This window comes from Photobacterium sp. 270122K, from assembly GCF_059941365.1.
The window spans coordinates 1-20,897 of sequence record NZ_JBPOEN010000009.1 but is presented as its reverse complement, the minus strand read 5'-3'; the positions used below and the strand labels follow the sequence as shown (position 1 = coordinate 20,897).

Genomic DNA, 20,897 nt, shown 5'->3' with positions numbered 1-20,897 from the left:
CAGCAAGGCAGTGACGATGAAAGAAAAGCCAGCGTAAAGACGCTGGCTTTTTTGTCTCTATTTCCGTCTCTGTCTCTTTCTTTTCCCCTCACCCTCACTACGTCTCTCACCCAAAAGCAACCGCACGCCCTGTCTACATCCGTCTCTACGCGCATCTTTACACGCCTTCTCTGCGTGCCATCTCTACGTGCCATAGCAATCGCCTATGATGCTCATGCCCATATTCCCACTTATCTCTTCTCTCTTTTCCCTCTTCCTTTTCCATCAAGTACAGACGAGACGACGCAGGCTGTGTCTTCGCTTGCTGGCGGCAAATAGCAGGCACAAAAAAACCGGCCGTAGCCGGTTTTTTTATCGTTCTGCATCGTGTGTTAGTCGATGTCTTCGTCTTCCTCTTCTTCGTGATCGCGCACGTAGAATTTCGAGAAGAACAGACCCACCTCAAACAGCAAACACATTGGCACCGCCAACAGGGTTTGCGAAATGATATCAGGCGGGGTCAACAGCATACCGACAACAAACGCGCCGACAATGATGTAAGGTCGCTTTTCTCGCAGGCTCTGTGGATCGGTTGCACCAGTCCAACATAGCAACAGAATGGCCACCGGAATTTCAAACGCAATACCGAATGCCATAAACAATGCGAGAACAAAATCGAGGTAACTCGCGATATCCGTGGCCACTTCGACCCCTTCCGGGGCAATACTGGTAAAGAAGCCAAAGACTAACGGGAAAACCACGAAATAAGCAAACGACACACCGGCATAGAACAATAGCGAGCTAGAGATCAGCAACGGCATGATCAGCTTGCGCTCATGCTTGTATAAACCCGGCGCGATAAAGCCCCAGACCTGATACAAAATCATGGGTACAGCCACAAAAACCGAGGTGACCAAGGTGAGCTTAATGGGTGTGAAGAATGGCGAAGCCACATCTGTCGCAATCATGGTCGCGCCTTCCGGTAGACGTTCTACCAAAGGTGCGGACAAGAAAGTATAGATGTCGTTGGCAAACCAAACCAGACCAAGAAAGACCACAATGACACTCAGTATCGCACGCAATAAACGGTTACGCAGCTCAATCAAATGGCTGAATAACGGTTGCGTATCTTCAACGGTAGACATAGTGATGTAATTTAATCCTGCTTGTGAGAGGTCGTCACCGAGGGCTGCTCATCTTTTTTTTCCGCATAAGGACGCTGTACTTCCGCCGCTGCTTTTCTCAGCTCGTCGACAGAATCCTTTAGCTCAGGCGAGAGATCTTTCATCCCCATTTGCTCAGCTTTTTTCAGGTTTTCCTGCAGCTCTTGGAGTTTTAGCTCCTGCGACAGTTCATCCTTCACTGAGTTCGCCATATTCCGAGCAGCTCCTACCCAACGCGATACCGAACGGATCGCGACGGGCAGGCGTTCCGGCCCCAGTACCACCAATCCCACCACGGAGATCAGTACTAATTCCCAGAACCCGATATCAAACACGCGTTAAACCTGCTCTTTGTCTTTTTGGCTCTTTTGAGCCTGCTCAGTTTGCTGCTGTTCAGTCAGTTTCTTCTGATCGAAGTCTGCGTCAGCTTCGGCGTCTTTCTTCGCGGCTGGCTCATCATCGCTGATCGCTTTTTTGAAGCCTTTAACCGCCGAACCCAAATCACCACCCATGCTGCGTAGTTTCTTGGTTCCGAATAGAAGCACAATGATCAGTGCAATGATTAGCAATTGCCAAATACTAATACCACCCATGCTTGTTTTACCTCAGCTTATTGTGGTTGATAACAAAACGTTTTTTGTGTCGGGTGTTCACTTTACCGCCTATTTACGGCAAGCTCGCCACCCAAGTAACCAAAACGTGATACCCGTTACAGCACAGCCGGCTGCATAAGTGTCCATATGATTACTTAAAAGTATGGCAGAACATACAACCAACGTTGCACCAATGCCAAAGTGGAACCGTGCCTGGCCCTGCTGGCGGCGATTCTCCATGAAATGATCATAGAGGGTATCAATCCGCTGATTCAGCGTATTGCCCTGACGCAAGCTGTCATAAAGTAATTCCGGCAATTCCGGCAGCTTTTCAGCCCAGAACGGTGCACGGCTTTTAACTCCATCGATCACGGCTTGCGGGCCGACCTGACGCGACATCCAGTCTTCCAAGAAAGGTTTGGCGGTGTCCCACAGATCAAGCTGCGGATACAACTGACGCCCAAGCCCTTCTACGTACAACAGGGTTTTCTGCAGTAACACCAGTTGCGGTTGCACTTCCATATTGAAGCGACGCGCGGTGTTAAACAGATTCAGCAATACATGCCCAAAAGAGATTTCTGCCAGTGGCTTTTCAAAGATCGGCTCACACACCGTGCGAATGGCAAACTCGAATTCATCGACGTTGGTATCTTTCGGTACCCAGCCTGAATCGACATGCAATTCCGCCACTTTGCGGTAGTCGCGATTGAAAAACGCGAGCAGATTTTCGGCCAAATAACGCTTATCTTCCCGGTTCAGCGTGCCGACAATACCACAATCTAATGCAATCCACTGCGGATTTTGTGGATTTTCCCGCGCAACAAAAATATTCCCCGGGTGCATATCGGCATGGAAGAAGCTGTCACGGAACACCTGAGTGAAGAAGATAGTGACGGCATTTTCAGACAGCAGTTTCATATCCGTGCCGTTGGCGATCAACGCCTCGACATCCGACACTTGAATCCCGTAGATGCGCTCCATCACCAATAGGTTTTCTCGACTTAAGTCGGTGTAAACCTCTGGCACGTAGAGCATCGGGTTGTCTTCAAAGTTGCGGCGCAGCTGGATCCCGTTAGCGGCTTCACGCATCAGGTTCAGCTCATCGAGCAGGGTTTTCTCATACTCGCGCACCACTTCCATCGGACGCAAGCGGCGCGCCTCGGGTAGCATTTTGGCCAGTAAACCGGCCATGCGGTACATCAGCTTAATGTCGGCTTGGATCACCGGCAAAATGTCAGGACGGATCACCTTGAGGACAATTTCGGCACCGTTTTCACGCAAGGTGGCAGTGTGCACCTGCGCAATGGAGGCAGACGCTAACGGTGTTTCATCAAAGTCATCAAACCAGGTTTCCAACGGCCCGCCTAACGCGGCTTCCATCTGCTGCTTGGCCAGCTTGCCGTCAAACGGTGCAACCTGATCTTGCAACAAGGCCAATTGGTCGGCGATGTGCGGCGGGAACAGATCCCGACGGGTCGACATCATCTGACCGAATTTGATCCACACCGGCCCGAGCTCTTGCAGGGCTAAACGCAGGCGCTCACCCAAGGGTTTCTCGGGATGTTGGTTCTTGAGCCAGTACAAGCCACGGCGCGCCGTTTTCGGCAAACGCAGGCGTGGGTCGTCCGGCAGCAGTTCATCCAGCCCGTAGCGCAATTGCACGGCGGTGATCTGGTAAAGCCGTTTCAATTCGGCATACGCAATCATGAGGCGCTCTGCTCAAGTAAACGGTTCAAACGGGCTTCACAGCGGGCCACATCACTCTTCAAGTCATCCACTTGATCGGCAAAATAGGCGATTTCCAACGCTTGCGGCGCCAGTTTCCACTCTTCAGTGATCACCTCGGCCACGTAACGCTGATGACGCTCAACCCCTTTTTGTACCCAGCGCACGCCTTGTTTGGCGCCACTGACCAGCGTATGGGCGACGATATCACCAGTGTAGTGAGACAATTTTTCTTCTACATCGGGCTTCAAGCCACTCAGCAAGGTCGAAAACTGCTGCGCCAGCTGTACATCACCGTCAATCGATAACTTATCGGCTTTGATCAGCTGAGTCAGGTTGGCTTGCTGACGCAATTCGGGCAGTACGGAGAGGTTTAAGGCCAATTCGCAATCGGCCTCCCCTTCGTACGCCCCCAGCACATCGATCTGCTGGCTGAAAACAAACACCAACTGCTTGCCAAACTCATTGAGTTTGACGCGGATGATCTTGCCACGCAGACGGGCGAGACGGCGTTGGCTGTCTTCGTCTTCTTTGATCAGGGTGTTGAGTGAGGTCTCAATCGCCCCCGTGACTAACGCATCAACCGGCATAGGATCCTCAGAACTTATAACCACGGTGCAAGGCAACAATGCCGCCCGTCAGGTTGTAATAATTGGTTTGCTCGAAACCGGCCTCTTGCATCATGCTTTCCAGCGTATTTTGATCCGGATGCATGCGAATGGATTCCGCCAGGTAACGGTAGCTTTCGCTGTCGTTGGCAATGATTTCACCCATTTTTGGCAACAGGTGGAACGAGTACGCATCGTACACTTTCGACAATGGCTCGAGGATCGGCTTGGAAAATTCCAGCACGAGTAAGCGGCCGCCCGGCTTCAGTACGCGGTACATGGAACGTAAGGCTTTGTCTTTATCGGTCACGTTACGTAAACAGAAACTGATGGTAATACAGTCAAAAAAGTCATCCGGGAACGGTAACTCTTCGGCATTGGCCTGCACGTAACCCACATTGCCGACCACGCCCAAGTCACGCAGTTTACTGCGGCCGACTTTCAGCATGGAGTTGTTGATATCGGCCAAGATCACTTGTCCGCTATCACCCACAATACGGGAAAATTTCGCGGTGAGATCGCCGGTACCGCCACCTAAATCCAGCACTTTATGACCGCGGCGTACACCACTGCAATCGATGGTAAATCGTTTCCAGACCCGGTGAACCCCCATCGACATCAAGTCGTTCATAATGTCGTATTTGGCGGCAACAGAGTGAAAAACTTCCGCGACCAGCTCAGCCTTTTGTTCCTTGGCTACGGTACGATAGCCAAAATGGGTCGTATCTTGTGTGGTGTCCGTCATGTTCATTCCGTCATGGTTAACTATTTGTCAATTACTGGCCTAGTGTACTTGATGGTTGTCCTTTGCTCAAAGCACAACCCTCAATCAATTATCGGCCTCGTCAGTACGATCCGTCAGCGTCGCGGGACGCTGGCTGTCACCATAATGTGCCGCATGGCGCAAGGTGTGATGCAAGACTTGACTGTGCACGGCAGCTTCGGGCTTCGGACGCGTCGCAGACAGGGCGGCAAGGTGATCCGGCGCACCGCTCACCGGTACGTCATTCTTGGGTACATCGATATTGGCCGCATCGCCCTGTCGTATGCTGTGCTTTTGTATATCGCGCTCTGGCACATCTGCCGCGCCTAGCATGGCCCGTTCCACCAGCAGTGGCGTGATATCGCGTTTCACTTCCACCCCCAATTGACGGAAACCTTCCGCTTGGCGGATCACGTTGCCACGACCGGTGACCAGCTTGTTCATCGCCCCTTGGTAGTTCTGATTGGCTTTCTCTAACGAGGCGCCCACGCCTTCCATGTCCGTCACAAACAGGCGCAGCTTGTCATAGAGCTTACTGGCACGTTCGGCGATTTGCTTGGCGTTCTGATTCTGGCGCTCGTTGCGCCACAGGTTACTGATGGTACGCAATGCCACCAGCAAGGTGGTCGGGCTGACCAGCATGATGTTTTGATCCATCGCATCACGGATCAAACGCGGATCGGCAGCAACAGCCGACTGAAACGCGGGCTCAACCGGAATGAACATCAAGACGTAATCGAGGCTTTCGACCCCGTGCAGCTGGTGATAGTCCTTACGGCTCAGGCCGCGAATGTGGCTGCGCACCGAGGCGATGTGCTCGCCCAGCGCCAACTCTTGCTCGGCCAGGGTATCGGCATTGAAGTAACGCTCGTAAGCCACCAGTGACATTTTGGCATCCACCACCACGTCTTTGTTTTGCGGCAGGTGGACCACCACATCCGGTTGGTAGCGTTTACCGTCTTCGTTTTCCAAGCTGACCTGCGTCTGGTATTCGTGGCCTTCTCGCAGGCCGGATTCACTCAGCACCCGCGCCAACACCACTTCGCCCCAGTTCCCCTGCGCTTTGTTGTCGCCTTTCAGGGCTTGGGTCAGGTTTACGGCTTCACGAGCCATCTGTTCATTGAGTTGTTTGAGGTTGTTGATCTCATGCACCAACGTATGACGCTCACGTGCTTCCTGACTGAAGTTGTCATTCACTTGTTTGCGGAACCCTTCCAACTGTTCACGCAAGGGACCCAACAAGCCATGCATGCTGATCCGGTTCTGCTCATCGACAGTGCGGGTTTTCTGCTCAAACAAGCGGTTGGCTAAACTTTCAAACTGAATGCGCAGGCGCTCCTCGGCATTTTCCAGCAGGGCGATTTTCTCGTCGGCGGCTTTTTGCTCTTCAAAGTGGCGGGCTTCTTGTTCACGCAAATCCGCTTCCAACCCAGCGTTAGCCATACGGGCATTCTCGAGTTGCTCGGTCAGGTAGGTTTTTTCATTTTTCAGCGCCTCGAAATGGCGCATTTTTTCGAGTGCAGCGGCTAAACGCCCGTGCATCTGGCGCAATTCTGCCGTCAGGCGATCGCGCTCCACGTCCATGTCATCGAGTTCTTGATTGCGTTCATGCAATTGGCTTTGACTGTGCTGCTCGCGGCTCTGGGACAGACGCACATCGGCGTCTGCCTGCTGCTGTAACAGTTGGATCTGCTGCTGCCATCGGGTGTTGATCACCCATGCGGTGATCGCACTGGCCAGTGCCGTGCACGACACCCCAGCCACCACCGCCCATCCATATCCGGACAGCCACTCATTGATCATGTTTTTTATCCTGACTCATTGTTTTTTCAGGCGCGATCACGCCGTATTTTCATCTCTCAAGGCTAAGGGGATACTGGATGAATGTCCAGTCGCAATCCATGGGATAACAGTCGCTGTTCTGCAAAATATTACATTGACTCTGTGAGGTGCTAGCCGCCCTTTAGACAATCGCATACACTGACTTTCTAACCGATCCCACCCCGTGGCATCGCTGCCCCGGTCGCACTTGATTATGGATGAACAATGAACGAACGTTATGCGCTCGGGTACGGCTTATCGGCCGTCCTCTTGTGGTCGACGGTGGCCACTGCATTTAAAATTACCCTGAACTATTTCTCGCCAGTACAAATGCTGGTTGCCGCCAGTGTGGTTTCCGCAATTGCGCTGGGGGCGATCGCCTTGTATCAAGGCAAACTCCATCAACTCAGCCGCACCTTTGTGGCACGTCCACTGTATTACTTACTGCTTGGGCTCATTAATCCGTTTGCTTACTACTTGGTACTGTTCAAATCCTATGAGCTGCTGCCCGCCTCACAAGCCCAACCGTTGAATTACAGCTGGGCGATCACCTTAACCTTGATGGCGGCGGTGTTCCTTGGGCAGAAAATCCGTAAGCAAGATTGGATGGCCTGTTTGCTGGGGTATCTGGGCGTGGTCGTGATTGCCACCAAAGGCGATGTCATGGCATTGCAGTTTGATAGCCCGATGGGCGTAGCGCTGGCGTTGCTGTCTACCTTGCTGTGGGCGATGTATTGGATTTTGAATACCAAAAATCAGGCGGATCCGGTACTCGGTGTATTGCTGGGGTTCTTGGTCTCGTTACCCTTTTCGATCGGTCTGAGCCTGTATCACGGCGGCTGGGGGGACGTGCCTTGGCAAGGCTGGGCAGCGGTGAGTTATGTGGGTCTGTTTGAAATGGGGATCACGTTCGTGCTGTGGATCAATGCGCTCAAACTGACCCGCAACACGGCACGGATCAGCAATCTGATTTTCATCTCGCCGTTCATTTCATTGATGCTACTGGCCACCATCATCGGCGAGCAGATCTACCCGTCGACGCTGATTGGCTTGGCCCTGATCATCTGTGGCTTAGTGATCCAGCAATGGAAAGGAAAAGGAAAAGGGAAAAACAAGAAAGACGCCACCGCCGATCCCTCTTCTGCTGCGTAATATTCCTCTCACTTATCCAAAAACAAAAAAAGCCTGCCACATCGGTGGCAGGCAAAAATGTATCCGGGTTGTCGAGACCCAGCGCCTTTTGAGCTGAGGCGTCTTATTATCAAAACTTATCGATGCCGGAAGGCCTTATGCGGCAACCGGTGCATGCCAGCGGCGCCCCAAACGGCTCCACAGCAAAATCAGCCCCGGGATCAGTAGCCACATTTGCAACACCATCAAATTCGGCGGCGTCAGATCCAAGCGTTGGGTCAAGCTAACCATCACCCCTGCTCCACTCATCTGGAATAAACCCAGTAACGCCGCCGCAGTACCCGCGCGGTCACCAAACGGCGCTAAGGCTTTACCGGCTGAGGAGCCCAACACAAAGGCAAAACCAAACGATGACAGGAAGATCGGTACCATGAACGCCCACGCGGCGTGAAACTGGCTCATCACCAGCATCAAACCGCCCGCCACCAACAAGATCAGCAAGCCGGTGCTCAACGTCGTGCGCGAACCAAAGCGGTCCATGTATTTCGGCGCGACCATACACGCCAGAATGTTCAAGGCGGCATTCACGCCAAACCACACGGTAAATTGGTTCATGTCTTGGCCCAGTTCCATCATCAACCACACAGGGGCTGAGGTGACGTACGCCAAAATCACGGACATCGCCAACATACACAAGGTGGCATGGAACAGGAACGTAGGCTCACGCAGGACAGACAGGTAACGGGACAAGCTGATCGTCGAACCGGAGACATCGGTGGTCGCTGGACGCGTCTCTTTGAACTGCAGCACAATCAACAGACCCGCGACAATGGCAAAACCCGCCATGAAGCTGAAGTTAGAACGCCAGCCAAAGTGATGCGTCAGCCACGTGCCCAATAGCGGCGCCAAGGCCGGAATAAAGCAGATCGCACCGTTCAGGTAGCTGATCATGCGCCCGCTTTTCTCTGGACCGAAACTGTCACGCACGGCAGAGAACGCTGCAACCGACGTCGCACAGGCGCCGAAGCCTTGCAGTAAACGCGCCACCAGCAACATATCAAGGCTTTGTGCCATATACGCCAACGTGGCACTCACGCCATAAATCAGGATCCCACCAAGGGCGATCGGACGACGACCAAAGCGATCAGCTAACGGCCCGGCTAACAGTTGGCCCAAGCCAAGGCTGAACATAAACCAAGTAATGGTGTCTTGCACGCGGGTGGTATCCACGGCAAAGGTGCCTGCCATCGCAGGGAAAGCGGGCAGGTAAATATCGATAGCGAGCGGGCTAAAGAGCACCAATATCACCATCAGGGTGACAAGTTTGGCGCCCGCAGGCGGAGAAACTGGATTGGATTGCATAATCGTTGCTTATTAATGTGCTGGGAGTGTCCGAAGAATGGCGGCAGTCTACGTCGAAGCTGATATGAATAGAAATGGTTTATATTCAAGTCACGATTTCCTTTTTGGAATATCACCCTTCTGTGGTGCCCCCTCACAGATGTATGGACTCCTTCCCACCAAGGGGAGTACGGTATTAATTCAAGCAAGAATTAGCCAAAGAGGAGCCCATACATGAGTAACCATAATGTGCTTGCCATCGATTTGGCAAAAAATGTTTTTCAAGTTTGCAAAGTTGGCCCGTTAGGCAACGTGCTATACAACCGAAAGTTGTCCAGACAAAAGCTCATTGAATTGATATGGAAAGAAAAGCCTTCGCTGGTCGCAATGGAAGCGTGCGCCAGCGCGCATTATTGGTCAAGACTTGCAAAGTCGGCCGGGCATTCAGTAAAGATGATGAGTGCTAGGGCTGTTAAGCCATTCCAACATAAGCAGAAAACAGATCGAAATGATGCGCTTGCAATAGCCGTAGCGGCTACGCAATTACACATTCATAGTGTGAGGGTGTTATCTGAAGAGGAGCAAGGCCTACAATCTATATCTCGAGTGCGTGAGTTAGCGATTGCTCAACAAGTTGAATTAAGTAACCAACTAAGGGGGTTACTCAGTGAGTTCGGTATCATTTTTCCTCAAGGTCTATCAGCGTTAAAACGTAGCCTACCTTTGATTTTAGAAGATGCCGAGAACGGCTTACCTCATAGTTTCAGAGAGACATTATTTCAGGCCTGGCAAAGATTATTAGTGCAGCTTGAGTATGTAGATAGTTTAAATGTGCAATTGGAAGCTTTGGTAGCAGCTCATGCTCCTTGTCAAAAGTTGATGGCGTTAGAGGGCGTCGGCCCAATTGGGGCGCTTGGATTAGCTATCCGCTTGGGTAAAGGCGAAAATTTTGTTAATGGCAAAGATGCAGCAGCCAGTATCGGTTTAACCCCCAAGCAGTATAGTTCGGGTGAGAAAGAGCGCTTAGGGCGGATCTCTAAACGTAATGCAGACAAGCGACTCCGTAGTATCCTTTTTCAAGGTGCGCTTGCCGTAGTGTGTAAGGTGGTTCATATCCAACCACGAACTCAAAAAGAAGCTTGGCTGAAATCCTTAATCGAGCGTCGAGGTAAGAAAATTGCAGCTATAGCGTTAGCTAACAAAACAGTGCGTACCGCGTACGCACTACTAAAACATGACTCAGAATATAAGCCTGTTTGTTTGGCTTTATGAATATGAGTAATCAACAAATTACGATGTGAAACAGGTCAGACCGACCAACAAAAGCTCGTTGTGGTTCATGGTAAGTTATACCGCCCCATAGAATAAGCTTGTTGGTGCGAATACATAGTAGGGCGAGGTCGCTCCTCAAAGTAGCCCGTATATAAGCGCGTATCAATTCCTGCTTTCATGCTGTTTGTTGATTTTCTCTAGGAGTCCATATAAGAACCACAGCATGTCCTTCTCTGTTCGGTGTCCCTTTTGGCATCCCATCAAGGCCATAGTGAGTAAATCCAGCCCGTTCCGTTGCCGTTGCGACGCCGTGAACAGGATTTCACTGCCCACCAATTGCAGCCACACAGCAAACACGCTAACGTAGTACGATCAGCCTGAACAGTTAAGCCTTTTCATGCGGCTACACAGCGTGCGGGAACGGTTAACTCTTCAGGCTGGCATCCATGCCGTCACAGGGACGGTGACAAGTGAAAGGAATAAAGCACATGCAAACCAATATCGCACAACGCGTCGCGCAGATCCGCCAGTGGTTGACTGACAACCAGCTGGATGCCCTGCTGATCCCCCACGAAGATGAATACCTCGGTGAATACATTCCCGACCATAACGAGCGCCTGCACTGGGCAACGGGCTTTACCGGCTCTGCGGGTATGGCGGTAATCGCGCGCGACAGCGCCGCGATGTTCGTCGATGGCCGCTACGTGGTACAAGTGCGCAAGCAAGTCCCAGGCGACATCTACGAATACCGCCACCTGATTGAAGAGCCGCCAATGCAATGGGCGTTGGATCACCTGCCAACCGGCAGCAAAGTGGCCATTGATGCCCGCCTGCACAGCAGTGCGTGGCTGGCCCGCCACACAACAATGGTCGCCGGTGAACTGGAGCTGGTCTGCATTGACGAGAACCCTATCGAGCTGTTCTGGCACGATCGCCCTGCCGCGACCTTGTCTAATGCCAAATTGATGGGCTTGGATTTTGTCGGCCAAAGCAGTGCTGACAAACGCCAGCAAATCGCTGCGAACGTCACCAAGCAAAAAGCCGATGCCGCGCTACTGACCCAATTGGATAGCATTGCTTGGCTATTGAACGTACGTGGCAGCGATGTGCCTAGCCTGCCCGTTCTGCTCTCAACCGCGATCATTCATGCCGATGCCAGCGTCGATTTCTTTATCGATCCAGCCCGCCTACCCGCTGAATTTGCCAACCATGTCGGTGAAGGCGTGCGCGTACATGCGCCGGAAGCACTAGAAGCCGCCCTGCAACAACTCGGCGGCAACGCCGTCTTGGTTGATCCCGCCACCAGTAATGCGTGGGCCAGTCAGGTTCTGCGTGCTGCCAACGCGACATTGATTGAAGCGGCGGATCCGTGCTTGCTACCAAAAGCGGCCAAGAACGCGACGGAAATCGCGGGCATGAAAGCCTGTCACGTGCGTGATGGCGTCGCGGTATCAAAATTTTTGGCATGGGTCGATCGCCAAGTCGCACAAGGTAACCTACTTGATGAAGGCACCTTGTCGGATCAACTGTGGCAGTTCCGTGCCCAAGACAGCAGCTGTACCGATGTGAGCTTTGATACCATTTCCGCCGCAGGCGCCAATGCGGCCATGTGTCACTACAACCACCTGAACCAGCCTGCGCCAAGTGTGCTGGAAATGGACAATGTGTACCTGGTGGATTCAGGCGGTCAATACCCAGACGGCACCACCGATATCACCCGTACCATTGCTGTCGGCACCCCAAGCGATGAGGTGAAGCAAACCTTTACCTTGGTACTGAAAGGTCACATTGGTTTGGCATCAGCGCGCTTCCCGAAAGGCACGACCGGCTCACAACTGGATTCACTGGCTCGCCAGCATCTGTGGGCATACGGCTTTGATTACGACCACGGTACCGGTCACGGTGTCGGCCACTTCCTGAGTGTGCATGAAGGCCCGCAGCGTATCGCGAAAGTGTACAACCCAACTGCACTCCTCCCGGGTATGGTGCTGTCTAACGAGCCGGGCTACTACCGCGCCGATGCGTTCGGTATCCGTATCGAAAACCTGGAGTTAGTGGTGGAAATCGAAACCGCTGGCGATATGCACGTACTGGGCTTTGAATCACTGACCCGTGCGCCTATCGATCGCCGTTTGGTGGATGTCTCACTGATGACAGACAGCGAGCTGGCTTGGCTGAACCGCTACCACGAAACCGTGTTTGCCGCGATCAGTCCAGCTCTTGAAGGCGACGACTTGGCATGGCTTGAGCAAGCCACTGCACCGCTAAGCCGCTAAGCCGCTAAGCCGCTAAGCCAAAAGCAGCACAGCACGTCACACAGAAACAGATAAAAAAACGCCCGTCTTGCACGGGCGTTTTTCTTTTTATGGTGGCATGTATATCGGGGTAAACACTAGCCCGAATAGGCGCGATGCCAGTCCTTCCACACCACTTCAAAACCATGGCGCTTTACGGATTCTGCCACCTGCGCTGCCGAACGCTCGTCACTGATCGCAAACTGCTCCAGCTCCGGTTCACCATCGGCATAGCCACCCGGTTGGGTTTTCGACCCCGCCGACATCGAGGTGATCCCCAGTGGCAACACGTTATCGCGAAAATGGGCGGACTCACGGGTCGACAACGACAACTCTACTTCCGGATTCAACAAACGATACGCACAGATCAGCTGTACCAACTGGCTATCCGTCATGATGGATTTGGGCTGCAGCCCCCCTTCACACGGGCGCAAACGCGGGAACGAGATGGAATAGCGGGTCTGCCAATAGGTGCGCTCCAGATAATCCAGATGGGCTGCCACAAAAAAACAATCGGTGCGCCACTCATCCAAGCCGATCAACGCGCCGATACCGATTTTATCAATACCGGCACGGGCTAGCCGATCCGGTGTTTCTAGACGGTAGTGGAAGTCCATCTTATTACCGCGCAAGTGATGCTCAGCATAGGTCGCAGCATGATAGGTTTCCTGATACACCATCACCGCATCCAGCCCCAGCGTTTTAAGTTCAGCGTACTCAGCCTGATCCAGCGGTTGCACTTCCATCGCCAAATAGTTGAACTGCGCCTTGATCGCCGGCAGGGCCTGACGGAAATAGTCCATCCCCACCTTGCGCTCATGCTCGCCAGTGACCAGCAGAATATTGTCAAAGTGCATCGCTTTGATGGCGGCGCATTCACGCTCAATTTCCGCCACATTCAGTGTGCGTCGCTTGATCCGGTTCTCCATGGAAAACCCGCAGTAGGTACACGCATTGGCACACAGGTTCGACAAATAAAGCGGGACATAAAAAGACATGGTATGACCGAACCGCTTGCGGGTCAGGGCGGCCGATTGCTGGGCCATTTGCTCCAGATACGGCTCCGCCGCTGGCGAGATCAGGGCTTTGAAATCCTCCAGATCGCGCTTGGGTTTGCGCAGCGCCCGCTCCACATCTGCCGCCGTCTTGCTGTAGATCGACAAACGAATATCATCCCATTCCAGACGCTGCCACACATCAACAAAACTCATCGCACGCTCCTTTATGCAGGCTGAGCCAAAAACGCCGTCAACGGACTCGAGGCAATGGCATGATTCACCGTTCCAGCCAGCCCGGCCTCATACGCCATACGCCCGCCTTCCACCGCCAGCTTGAACGCACGGCCCATGGCAATCGGATCGGCGGCGGCCGCAATGGCGGTATTCACCAAGACCGCATCGGCGCCCATTTCCATCGCTTCTGCCGCATGGGACGGTGCCCCGATCCCGGCATCCACAATCACCGGTACCCGCGCCTGATCGATGATGATTTCAAGAAAATCACGCGATGCCAGCCCTTTATTGGTGCCAATCGGCGCCCCCAAGGGCATCACCGCCGCACAGCCGACTTCTTCCAAGCGTTTACACAACACCGGATCAGCATGGCAGTAAGGCAGGACAATAAAGCCTTCCTGTACCAGCTTCTCTGCCGCTTTCAGCGTTTCGATCGGATCGGGCATCAAGTATTTCGGATCCGGATGGATTTCCAATTTCAGCCAATTTGTGCCGAGCGCCGAGCGGGCCAACTGCGCAGCAAACACCGCTTCTTTGGCATTTTTCGCACCCGATGTGTTAGGCAGTAAATTCACGCCCGCTTCCATCAACGGCGCCAGAATGTCATCGTCCCGCTTGTCGATATCAACGCGCTTGAGTGCCATGGTGACCAATTCTGATCCCGAGGCAATAATGGACGAGGCCATGGTCTGGCGGTTGGCGTATTTACCCGTCCCGGTAAACAGGCGGGAGGAAAACGTCTTATCTGCAATCGTGAGCATCTCAGCCTCCTGCTATCGCTTGGAACAGGGCAATACGATCCCCGTCACTCAGCACGGTTGTCTCCCACGACGGGCGCGAGACAATCTCTTCATTCACAGCCACAGCGGTTGCCTGAAGCGGCATCGCCAGTTGCTCCAATAAGGCATGTAACGAGATCCCTTGCGGGACGTCCATTGCCTTGTCATTCACCATTAACGCTATTGTCGACATCAACATTGCTCTCGTTGTGACACGGACGGGCCACAAACCGGGCACGATGTGTCTTGTGTGAAATGAAATGATTGCCACTGTAGGGTCAGGCCATCAAAATTTTGCAGACGGGAAAACGCAACACTCCCCGCTCCGGTTAATACTTTCAGGGCTTCCAGCGCTTGCAGGGTACCGATGTTGCCAACCACGGGGCCTGCCACGCCGCCGGTACTGCAATTTTGTGGCCCGGCGGATGAGGACGCATCAGGCAGGGGAAACAGGCAGTGGTAACACGGCCCCTGCCCTTGGCGAAAATCAAACGCCATGAGCTGTCCGTGCCAGCGGATCGCCGCCCCGGCAATGAGCGGTTTACGGGCGCGATAACACGCCTGATTGACCGCATGGCGGGTAGCCAGATTATCCGAACAATCCAGTACCACATCCGCTTGTGCCACTTCCAGCGCCAGACGTTCGCCCGCCAAACGGGCATTCACCGCTCGCACCCGCACCAACGGGTTAAGCGCCTGCAATTGCGCCGCCGCCTGCACCGCTTTCGGTTGACCAATATCGGCCTCCCGGTAAAGCACCTGACGCGGTAAATTAGACACTTCCAGCCGATCGTCATCCGCGATCACAACCTGCCCCACACCAGCACCAGCCAAATACAAGGCGGCGGCAGAGCCCAGTCCGCCCGCGCCCACGATCAGCACCTGCGCATTGGCCAGATCCGTCTGCCCCTGCTCGCCGATCTCCGGCAGCATGATCTGCCGGCTATAGCGTAAAAACGCCTGATCACTGATCATGGTCGGGCACTCCTTTGACCTCGCGCACCAACACCTGCTGAAAATCTGCCACGGCTTGAGCGGTATCTTCGGCTTCGGTGATCGCCCGAACCACTGCCACACTGCTGACTCCGGTACGCCACACTTTTTCGGCACGACTCAAATCAATCCCGCCGATCGCGACGGTCGGAAACGCATCACCAATCAACTTTTGGTACAACGCCAAACGGTTCACCCCCTGCGGTTTGGACGGCATGTTTTTGGTGGTGGTCGGGAAGATATGGCCCAACGCGATGTAGCTCGGCGAGAACTCGGCCGCACGCAGGATTTCATAGTAACCGTGCGTTGAGAGCCCCAAACGCAGACCGGCCTCGGCAATCGCTGCCAAGTCGGCGGTTTCCAGATCTTCTTGCCCCAAGTGCACACCGTACGCGCCGTGCTCGATCGCCAGTTGCCAGTAATCATTCACAAACACCTGCGCCTGATGGGCTTCTCCGGCTGCCACAATACGGGCAATTTGCGCCGATAAGGTCGGCGCTTGGGGATCTTTGATCCGAAGCTGGGTCGTCATCACGCCACTTGCCAGCACCTTTTCCACCCACTCGGCCGAGTCCACCACCGGATACAGCGCCAGTTTGGTGCGATCAACCGAGGCAAACGCAGTAACCGCTGTTGTTTTGCACTGCCAGCCCAAGTCGGCCACTTCCGGATGATTGGCGGTCAGCGGACGCGGGAACAAACGGTGGTCAACCGGCCATGTCGGCCCCGCATCGCCATCGGTCGCAAACACATAGCGACGGGCATAGGCACGCGCCAACGTCACCGCATCTTCCAACGGGTAATCTAATGCTAATGCCGCGAGCAGCATGGCCCGCTGCGCATCACACGCACCGGTATGGTGGCAATACACCGCACGGGCTTCGCCGTCGTGATGCCACACATCGACGCACCCTTGCTCGGTCGGCAGGCCACACACCACCATCGAAGGGGTCACTGCGACCTGCTGCTGGATGTCCGTTAACGTCGGATACGGGGCTAACCACTGGTCATGCACCACATAACCCGTCACGTCATCCTCTTGATTGACGGGCTCTGGCGCATCAAACGCCACCGTAAAACGTCGCCCGTCCACATCCATGTCTACCACTGCCGATTCGCTCCACGCCAGTTGCACAGGCTCGCCCAGTGCATAATGCTCCGCCGCTGCCAGCAGCGGCTCTAAGTGCATCAATAGCGGCGTCAGATGATCGGGTAAACAGACTGCGTTCATTAACTATCCTCTTTAGCAGGGTGATAAAGTTCACTCCCTCGGGCTTTGAATTCTGCCGACATCTGCTGCATACCAGCCTGCTGAATCGCCACCGCCGAATCGTCCATCACCTCAATGGCCACCGCTTGGGCGGCTTGTTGATCCAAATCTTTGGCGTATTCACGCACTTCCTGCGAAATTTTCATTGAGCAGAATTTCGGGCCACACATTGAACAGAAATGGGCGATTTTGCCGGACTCTTGCGGCAGGGTTTCATCGTGGTAAGCACGCGCGGTTTCCGGATCCAAGCCGAGGTTAAATTGATCTTCCCACCGAAATTCAAAGCGCGCTTTGGACAAGGCATTGTCACGGACCTGTGCACCGGGGTGCCCTTTGGCTAAGTCAGCCGCATGGGCACACAGCTTGTACGTGATAAGCCCGACTTTGACGTCTTCTTTATTCGGTAGGCCTAAATGTTCTTTCGGGGTGACGTAGCACAACATGGCACAGCCGTACCAACCAATCATGGCGGCGCCAATCCCGGACGTAATGTGATCATAACCCGGTGCAATGTCCGTGGTCAGAGGGCCGAGGGTATAGAAAGGGGCTTCATGGCAGTGCTTGAGTTGCTCTTCCATGTTTTCTTTGATCATGTGCATCGGTACGTGGCCAGGGCCTTCAATCATCACCTGCACATCGTATTCCCAGGCAATTTTGGTCAGCTCACCCAAGGTACGCAATTCACTGAACTGGGCTTCATCATTGGCATCAGCCACCGAGCCGGGACGCAGCCCATCACCCAATGACAGGGAGATATCGTATTGGGCACAGATCTCACAGATCTCACGGAAGTGCTCATAGAGGAAGCTTTCTTTATGATGGGCTAAGCACCACTTGGCCATGATAGAGCCGCCTCGTGACACAATGCCGGTCACCCGTTTCGCGGTCATCGGCACATAACGCAGTAACACACCGGCATGAATAGTGAAGTAATCCACCCCTTGCTCAGCTTGCTCGAGCAAGGTATCCCGGAACACGTCCCAATTGAGGTTCTCCGCAATTCCGTTCACTTTTTCCAGCGCCTGATACATCGGCACCGTCCCGATTGGCACAGGGCTGTTACGGATGATCCATTCACGGGTTTCGTGGATATTACGGCCGGTCGACAGATCCATCACCGTATCGCCGCCCCAGCGGGTCGACCACACCAGTTTTTCCACCTCTTCCTCAATGGAGGAGCTGACGGAGGAATTGCCGATATTGGCATTCACTTTAACCAGGAAGTTACGGCCAATGATCATTGGCTCCGATTCAGGGTGATTGATATTCGCGGGGATAATGGCGCGGCCTTCGGCCACTTCCTGACGGACAAACTCAGGGGTGATCTCTGCCGGCAGAGTGGCACCAAATGCCATGCCCGGGTGTTGCTGATTCAGGACTTCATCGCGGTATTTGGCCCGCCCCATGTTTTCCCGAATCGCAATGTATTCCATCTCTGGGGTGATCACGCCTTGGCGGGCGTAGTGTAGCTGGGTGACATTGGCACCGGGTTTGGCGCGACGAATACGGGCTTGTTCACCAAAGCGTAAGTCATCCAAGGTTTTGTCGGCTAAACGTTCTTTGGAATACGCCGAGCTCTGCTCATCCAAAAACTCGGTATCACCCCGCATCGCAATCCAGGCTTCACGGATTTGAGGTAAACCGGTATAAATATCGATCTCATGGTTAGGATCGGTATAAAAACCAGAGGTGTCGTACACCCGCACCGGTTCATTCGGTTCAAACAGGGGGACATCTTTCGTGCCGCCGACCAAACTGTCGGCCAAGCAGATTTCACGCATCGGCACACGAATATCGTCACGGCTACCGGTGACATACACTTTGTGCGAATTGGGGTAAGGCTGAATCGTTAATGATTCAATAAATTGTTTCGCTTCCAGTCTCGCTTGTTTGCGATTCGACATAGCAATTTCCTGTTAATCCATTAGGGAAAGTTGCTTGACGGATGGGTGCGTAAACAAGAGGCTACACGTAGGGGGTGTAGCATCATCTGAAACTGCAGCCATGTTGATCGGGTAAGTAAAATTACATGGCAATACAGATAACATTCTCTTGTTCCCTTCGCAGGTATTAGCCTGATCAGGTTCTACGGATCCCGCAATGCGGTCTCAGCCAAGTGGCACTCCGACAAGTTGAGTCTCGAGTATAAGTAAGCCAATCAGCATCATCAACCGGAAAGACCCGTTTCACCGACTCTCAGTCACAAACCCTACGACATTCGCACTTTGTTTGTGATCACTGACACATCAGCACATCACCACGAATATGCTGAGACAGGGCATGACCCACATCTCCCAACCAATGAATGCCAGATTTACGGCATCCAATGATCACCAAGCTGGCTTCCAGTGTGTCAGTCAAGGCGACCAAATGCTTGATCACATCCCCGTTAGCTAAATGAATACCACTCACGTGATACGGTGACTGTGATGCCAGCGCCATAAGTTGTTGTCGGCGTTGTTTCGCCAAAGTGTCGTGCACGGCATCCAGCTCTAATTCTGCATCCGCAAAACTCACATTCCCCATACCCGGCTCCACAAAGGCCAAATGCAATTCGGCATTGTTTTGCTCGGCGACCACAGCCGCTTTCACCACTAACCGATGGGCTTCGTTATCATCAGGATTAACCGCCACTAAGACTGTGGGATAAAGTGCCATGATTCTCTCCTTTAATCTCAACAATATGCTTAACACCATGCTATACCTAACAGGCAGCGTACACCCGAGACGGCATAGCAATATACAGCTCAATCAATGATTGCAAAAATATCACCGTCTGAAGGTAATCGTGACGGCCAGAACATGGTATTAGTATGGCATTCTTTACTTACCCAATGAGATCCCAATGAACCAGTTCATTTTTCTGGGGCTGATCGCCCTGGGCGGGGCATTCGGTGCTTGCTCCCGTTATTTAATTTCTGAACTTTGTGTGTCCCTGTTCGGACGCGGTTTTCCGTACGGCACACTGGTGGTCAACGTGGTAGGCTCGATGATCATGGGCTTGATGATGTCAGCCCTCAACCAGGGCATGATAGGAGCCGTCCCTGCCCGCCCACTGATTGGCTTAGGCTTTCTTGGCGCCCTCACTACGTTCTCCACCTTTTCCATGGACAATGTGATTTTGATGCAACAAGGTGACTTCATTAAAGCCGGCCTCAATATCCTGCTCAACGTTACACTCAGCATTACCGCCTGCTTTATCGGTTACCAACTGATGATGAAAAGCTAACCCACACTGTATGCTTAGAAACAACAAAAGGCTCTCGTCTTACGACGAGAGCCTTTTGTTTAGGTATAAAAAAACCTCAGCATTTCTGCTGAGGCTTTAAAATCTGGCAGGGGTGGAGAGATTCGAACTCCCAACACGCGGATTTGGAATCCGCTGCTCTGCCAATTGGAGCTACACCCCTAATGTATGAGTGTATCTTACGGATCCACACTCAAACTGCAAATGAAAATTCGAGGGCTCACTCACAGTATCTGTAGAAAGTCGCAATATAGACAACGTACTGATGCAGGTACCACCCATAGCATTGAAATAGGCAGAAAGAACGAGGCGAGTAACCAAGGGCGCGATTTTTCCCAACCGCCGATTTAAAATTTCTATCGAAGCTTTCGAAGGTGGCAGGGGTGGAGAGATTCGAACTCCCAACACGCGCTGATGTTTGGTATGGCGGAATCCTCGGCTCTGCCAATTTCTGAAATATTCGCCACCACAAAACACCAAACGTAAAAAAGCCCCAGCATTTCTGCTGAGGCTTTAAATGTGGCAGGGGTGGAGAGATTCGAACTCCCAACACGCGGATTTGGAATCCGCTGCTCTGCCAATTGGAGCTACACCCCTGTAGTTGTTTTAAAGACTTAACTTTGTCTGAATAAAGTGGCGGAGCGGACGGGACTCGAACCCGCGACCCCCGGCGTGACAGGCCGGTA

The 20,897-nt window shown here is 53.2% G+C and carries 18 protein-coding genes, 2 tRNA genes, 1 pseudogene and 1 riboswitch; of the genes and pseudogenes, 4 read left to right on the top strand and 17 right to left on the bottom strand.

Going from position 1 to position 20,897, the window contains the following annotated elements:
* Positions 1 to 371: 371 nt before the first annotated feature.
* The 7 genes and pseudogenes from tatC to rmuC form a co-directional block, all read right to left on the bottom strand.
* Positions 372 to 1,124 carry a Sec-independent protein translocase subunit TatC gene (gene tatC / locus ACSF8W_RS16240; protein WP_500848256.1) on the bottom strand — a complete coding sequence of 251 codons (753 nt, stop codon included), beginning with the start codon at positions 1,122 to 1,124 and terminating at the stop codon, positions 372 to 374.
* Between the two features lie 11 nt (positions 1,125 to 1,135).
* Positions 1,136 to 1,477, bottom strand: a complete 342-nt coding sequence (gene tatB / locus ACSF8W_RS16235; RefSeq protein WP_500848255.1) for a Sec-independent protein translocase protein TatB — start codon at positions 1,475 to 1,477, stop codon at positions 1,136 to 1,138.
* A gap of 3 nt (positions 1,478 to 1,480) precedes the next feature.
* A complete protein-coding gene (tatA, locus tag ACSF8W_RS16230) occupies positions 1,481 to 1,735 on the bottom strand; it encodes a Sec-independent protein translocase subunit TatA (protein WP_428475837.1) in 255 nt (84 codons plus the stop codon).
* Positions 1,736 to 1,804: 69 nt separating this feature from the next.
* Positions 1,805 to 3,442, bottom strand: coding sequence for a ubiquinone biosynthesis regulatory protein kinase UbiB (gene ubiB / locus ACSF8W_RS16225; RefSeq protein WP_500848254.1), 1,638 nt, complete (start codon positions 3,440 to 3,442; stop codon positions 1,805 to 1,807).
* Positions 3,439 to 4,050: a ubiquinone biosynthesis accessory factor UbiJ gene (locus ACSF8W_RS16220; RefSeq protein WP_428475835.1), complete on the bottom strand. Its 612-nt coding sequence runs from the start codon at positions 4,048 to 4,050 to the stop codon at positions 3,439 to 3,441. Before ACSF8W_RS16220 ends, ubiB begins: the two co-directional genes overlap by 4 nt.
* 7 nt (positions 4,051 to 4,057) lie before the next feature.
* A complete protein-coding gene (gene ubiE, locus ACSF8W_RS16215) occupies positions 4,058 to 4,813 on the bottom strand; it encodes a bifunctional demethylmenaquinone methyltransferase/2-methoxy-6-polyprenyl-1,4-benzoquinol methylase UbiE (protein ID WP_500848253.1) in 756 nt (251 codons plus the stop codon).
* A 300-nt stretch (positions 4,814 to 5,113) separates the two neighbouring features.
* Positions 5,114 to 6,634 (bottom strand): annotated as a pseudogene (rmuC, locus tag ACSF8W_RS16210) (DNA recombination protein RmuC); the annotation flags it as partial.
* A gap of 243 nt (positions 6,635 to 6,877) precedes the next feature.
* Between rmuC and ACSF8W_RS16205 the strand changes: the two are divergent.
* Positions 6,878 to 7,804: a DMT family transporter gene (locus tag ACSF8W_RS16205; RefSeq protein WP_500848252.1), complete on the top strand. Its 927-nt coding sequence runs from the start codon at positions 6,878 to 6,880 to the stop codon at positions 7,802 to 7,804.
* A gap of 135 nt (positions 7,805 to 7,939) precedes the next feature.
* Here ACSF8W_RS16205 and ACSF8W_RS16200 read toward each other — a convergent pair whose 3' ends face one another.
* Positions 7,940 to 9,145 carry a multidrug effflux MFS transporter gene (locus tag ACSF8W_RS16200; RefSeq protein WP_500848251.1) on the bottom strand — a complete coding sequence of 402 codons (1,206 nt, stop codon included), beginning with the start codon at positions 9,143 to 9,145 and terminating at the stop codon, positions 7,940 to 7,942.
* 213 nt (positions 9,146 to 9,358) lie between these two features.
* Between ACSF8W_RS16200 and ACSF8W_RS16195 the strand changes: the two genes are divergently transcribed.
* Entirely contained in the window at positions 9,359 to 10,396 is a 1,038-nt protein-coding gene (locus ACSF8W_RS16195) for an IS110 family RNA-guided transposase (protein ID WP_500845256.1), read from the top strand.
* Between the two features lie 488 nt (positions 10,397 to 10,884).
* The gene (locus tag ACSF8W_RS16190; protein ID WP_500848250.1) at positions 10,885 to 12,672 is read left to right on the top strand and encodes an aminopeptidase P family protein; all 1,788 of its coding nucleotides are present in this window, start codon (positions 10,885 to 10,887) and stop codon (positions 12,670 to 12,672) included.
* Between the two features lie 116 nt (positions 12,673 to 12,788).
* Here the strand turns inward: ACSF8W_RS16190 and thiH are convergent, their stop codons facing one another.
* The 7 genes from thiH to ACSF8W_RS16155 form a co-directional block, all read right to left on the bottom strand.
* The gene (gene thiH / locus ACSF8W_RS16185; protein WP_500848249.1) at positions 12,789 to 13,901 is read right to left on the bottom strand and encodes a 2-iminoacetate synthase ThiH; all 1,113 of its coding nucleotides are present in this window, start codon (positions 13,899 to 13,901) and stop codon (positions 12,789 to 12,791) included.
* 11 nt (positions 13,902 to 13,912) lie between these two features.
* Positions 13,913 to 14,683 (bottom strand): thiazole synthase, encoded by a 771-nt coding sequence (locus ACSF8W_RS16180; protein ID WP_047873689.1) that lies wholly within the window; start codon positions 14,681 to 14,683, stop codon positions 13,913 to 13,915.
* Position 14,684: 1 nt separating this feature from the next.
* On the bottom strand, positions 14,685 to 14,894 hold the full coding sequence (gene thiS / locus ACSF8W_RS16175; RefSeq protein ID WP_500848248.1) for a sulfur carrier protein ThiS: 210 nt from the start codon (positions 14,892 to 14,894) through the stop codon (positions 14,685 to 14,687).
* Positions 14,894 to 15,676 (bottom strand): HesA/MoeB/ThiF family protein, encoded by a 783-nt coding sequence (locus ACSF8W_RS16170; protein WP_500848247.1) that lies wholly within the window; start codon positions 15,674 to 15,676, stop codon positions 14,894 to 14,896. The genes thiS and ACSF8W_RS16170 overlap by 1 nt, the downstream gene beginning before the upstream one ends.
* On the bottom strand, positions 15,666 to 16,925 hold the full coding sequence (thiE, locus tag ACSF8W_RS16165; RefSeq protein WP_500848246.1) for a thiamine phosphate synthase: 1,260 nt from the start codon (positions 16,923 to 16,925) through the stop codon (positions 15,666 to 15,668). Before thiE ends, ACSF8W_RS16170 begins: the two co-directional genes overlap by 11 nt.
* Positions 16,925 to 18,868, bottom strand: a complete 1,944-nt coding sequence (thiC, locus tag ACSF8W_RS16160; protein WP_500848245.1) for a phosphomethylpyrimidine synthase ThiC — start codon at positions 18,866 to 18,868, stop codon at positions 16,925 to 16,927. Before thiC ends, thiE begins: the two co-directional genes overlap by 1 nt.
* A gap of 135 nt (positions 18,869 to 19,003) precedes the next feature.
* Positions 19,004 to 19,101: riboswitch (TPP riboswitch) on the bottom strand.
* A gap of 98 nt (positions 19,102 to 19,199) precedes the next feature.
* Complete coding sequence (locus ACSF8W_RS16155) at positions 19,200 to 19,622, bottom strand: universal stress protein (protein WP_500848244.1); 423 nt, start codon at positions 19,620 to 19,622, stop codon at positions 19,200 to 19,202.
* A 187-nt stretch (positions 19,623 to 19,809) separates the two neighbouring features.
* On the opposite strand from ACSF8W_RS16155, the gene crcB reads away from it, so the two are divergent.
* Complete coding sequence (gene crcB / locus ACSF8W_RS16150) at positions 19,810 to 20,193, top strand: fluoride efflux transporter CrcB (RefSeq protein ID WP_047873683.1); 384 nt, start codon at positions 19,810 to 19,812, stop codon at positions 20,191 to 20,193.
* 104 nt (positions 20,194 to 20,297) lie between these two features.
* On the opposite strand, the gene ACSF8W_RS16145 is transcribed toward crcB, so the two are convergent.
* A tRNA-Trp gene (locus tag ACSF8W_RS16145) sits at positions 20,298 to 20,374 on the bottom strand.
* Between the two features lie 357 nt (positions 20,375 to 20,731).
* Positions 20,732 to 20,808, bottom strand: a tRNA-Trp gene (locus ACSF8W_RS16140).
* Positions 20,809 to 20,897 lie beyond the last annotated feature (89 nt).

What these genes read in the sequence shown, in the direction of transcription:
- crcB (WP_047873683.1), top strand. Translation starts at nt 19,810, where the DNA reads ATGAACCAGTTCATTTTTCTGGGGCTGATCGCCCTGGGCGGGGCATTC.
- ACSF8W_RS16170 (WP_500848247.1), bottom strand. Translation starts at nt 15,676, where the DNA reads ATGATCAGTGATCAGGCGTTTTTACGCTATAGCCGGCAGATCATGCTG.
- ACSF8W_RS16190 (WP_500848250.1), top strand. Translation starts at nt 10,885, where the DNA reads ATGCAAACCAATATCGCACAACGCGTCGCGCAGATCCGCCAGTGGTTG.
- ubiB (WP_500848254.1), bottom strand. Translation starts at nt 3,442, where the DNA reads ATGATTGCGTATGCCGAATTGAAACGGCTTTACCAGATCACCGCCGTG.
- ACSF8W_RS16195 (WP_500845256.1), top strand. Translation starts at nt 9,359, where the DNA reads ATGAGTAACCATAATGTGCTTGCCATCGATTTGGCAAAAAATGTTTTT.
- ACSF8W_RS16205 (WP_500848252.1), top strand. Translation starts at nt 6,878, where the DNA reads ATGAACGAACGTTATGCGCTCGGGTACGGCTTATCGGCCGTCCTCTTG.
- tatC (WP_500848256.1), bottom strand. Translation starts at nt 1,124, where the DNA reads ATGTCTACCGTTGAAGATACGCAACCGTTATTCAGCCATTTGATTGAG.
- thiH (WP_500848249.1), bottom strand. Translation starts at nt 13,901, where the DNA reads ATGAGTTTTGTTGATGTGTGGCAGCGTCTGGAATGGGATGATATTCGT.
- ACSF8W_RS16200 (WP_500848251.1), bottom strand. Translation starts at nt 9,145, where the DNA reads ATGCAATCCAATCCAGTTTCTCCGCCTGCGGGCGCCAAACTTGTCACC.
- thiE (WP_500848246.1), bottom strand. Translation starts at nt 16,925, where the DNA reads ATGAACGCAGTCTGTTTACCCGATCATCTGACGCCGCTATTGATGCAC.
- ACSF8W_RS16180 (WP_047873689.1), bottom strand. Translation starts at nt 14,683, where the DNA reads ATGCTCACGATTGCAGATAAGACGTTTTCCTCCCGCCTGTTTACCGGG.
- ACSF8W_RS16155 (WP_500848244.1), bottom strand. Translation starts at nt 19,622, where the DNA reads ATGGCACTTTATCCCACAGTCTTAGTGGCGGTTAATCCTGATGATAAC.
- thiS (WP_500848248.1), bottom strand. Translation starts at nt 14,894, where the DNA reads ATGTCGACAATAGCGTTAATGGTGAATGACAAGGCAATGGACGTCCCG.
- ubiE (WP_500848253.1), bottom strand. Translation starts at nt 4,813, where the DNA reads ATGACGGACACCACACAAGATACGACCCATTTTGGCTATCGTACCGTA.
- tatA (WP_428475837.1), bottom strand. Translation starts at nt 1,735, where the DNA reads ATGGGTGGTATTAGTATTTGGCAATTGCTAATCATTGCACTGATCATT.
- ACSF8W_RS16220 (WP_428475835.1), bottom strand. Translation starts at nt 4,050, where the DNA reads ATGCCGGTTGATGCGTTAGTCACGGGGGCGATTGAGACCTCACTCAAC.
- thiC (WP_500848245.1), bottom strand. Translation starts at nt 18,868, where the DNA reads ATGTCGAATCGCAAACAAGCGAGACTGGAAGCGAAACAATTTATTGAA.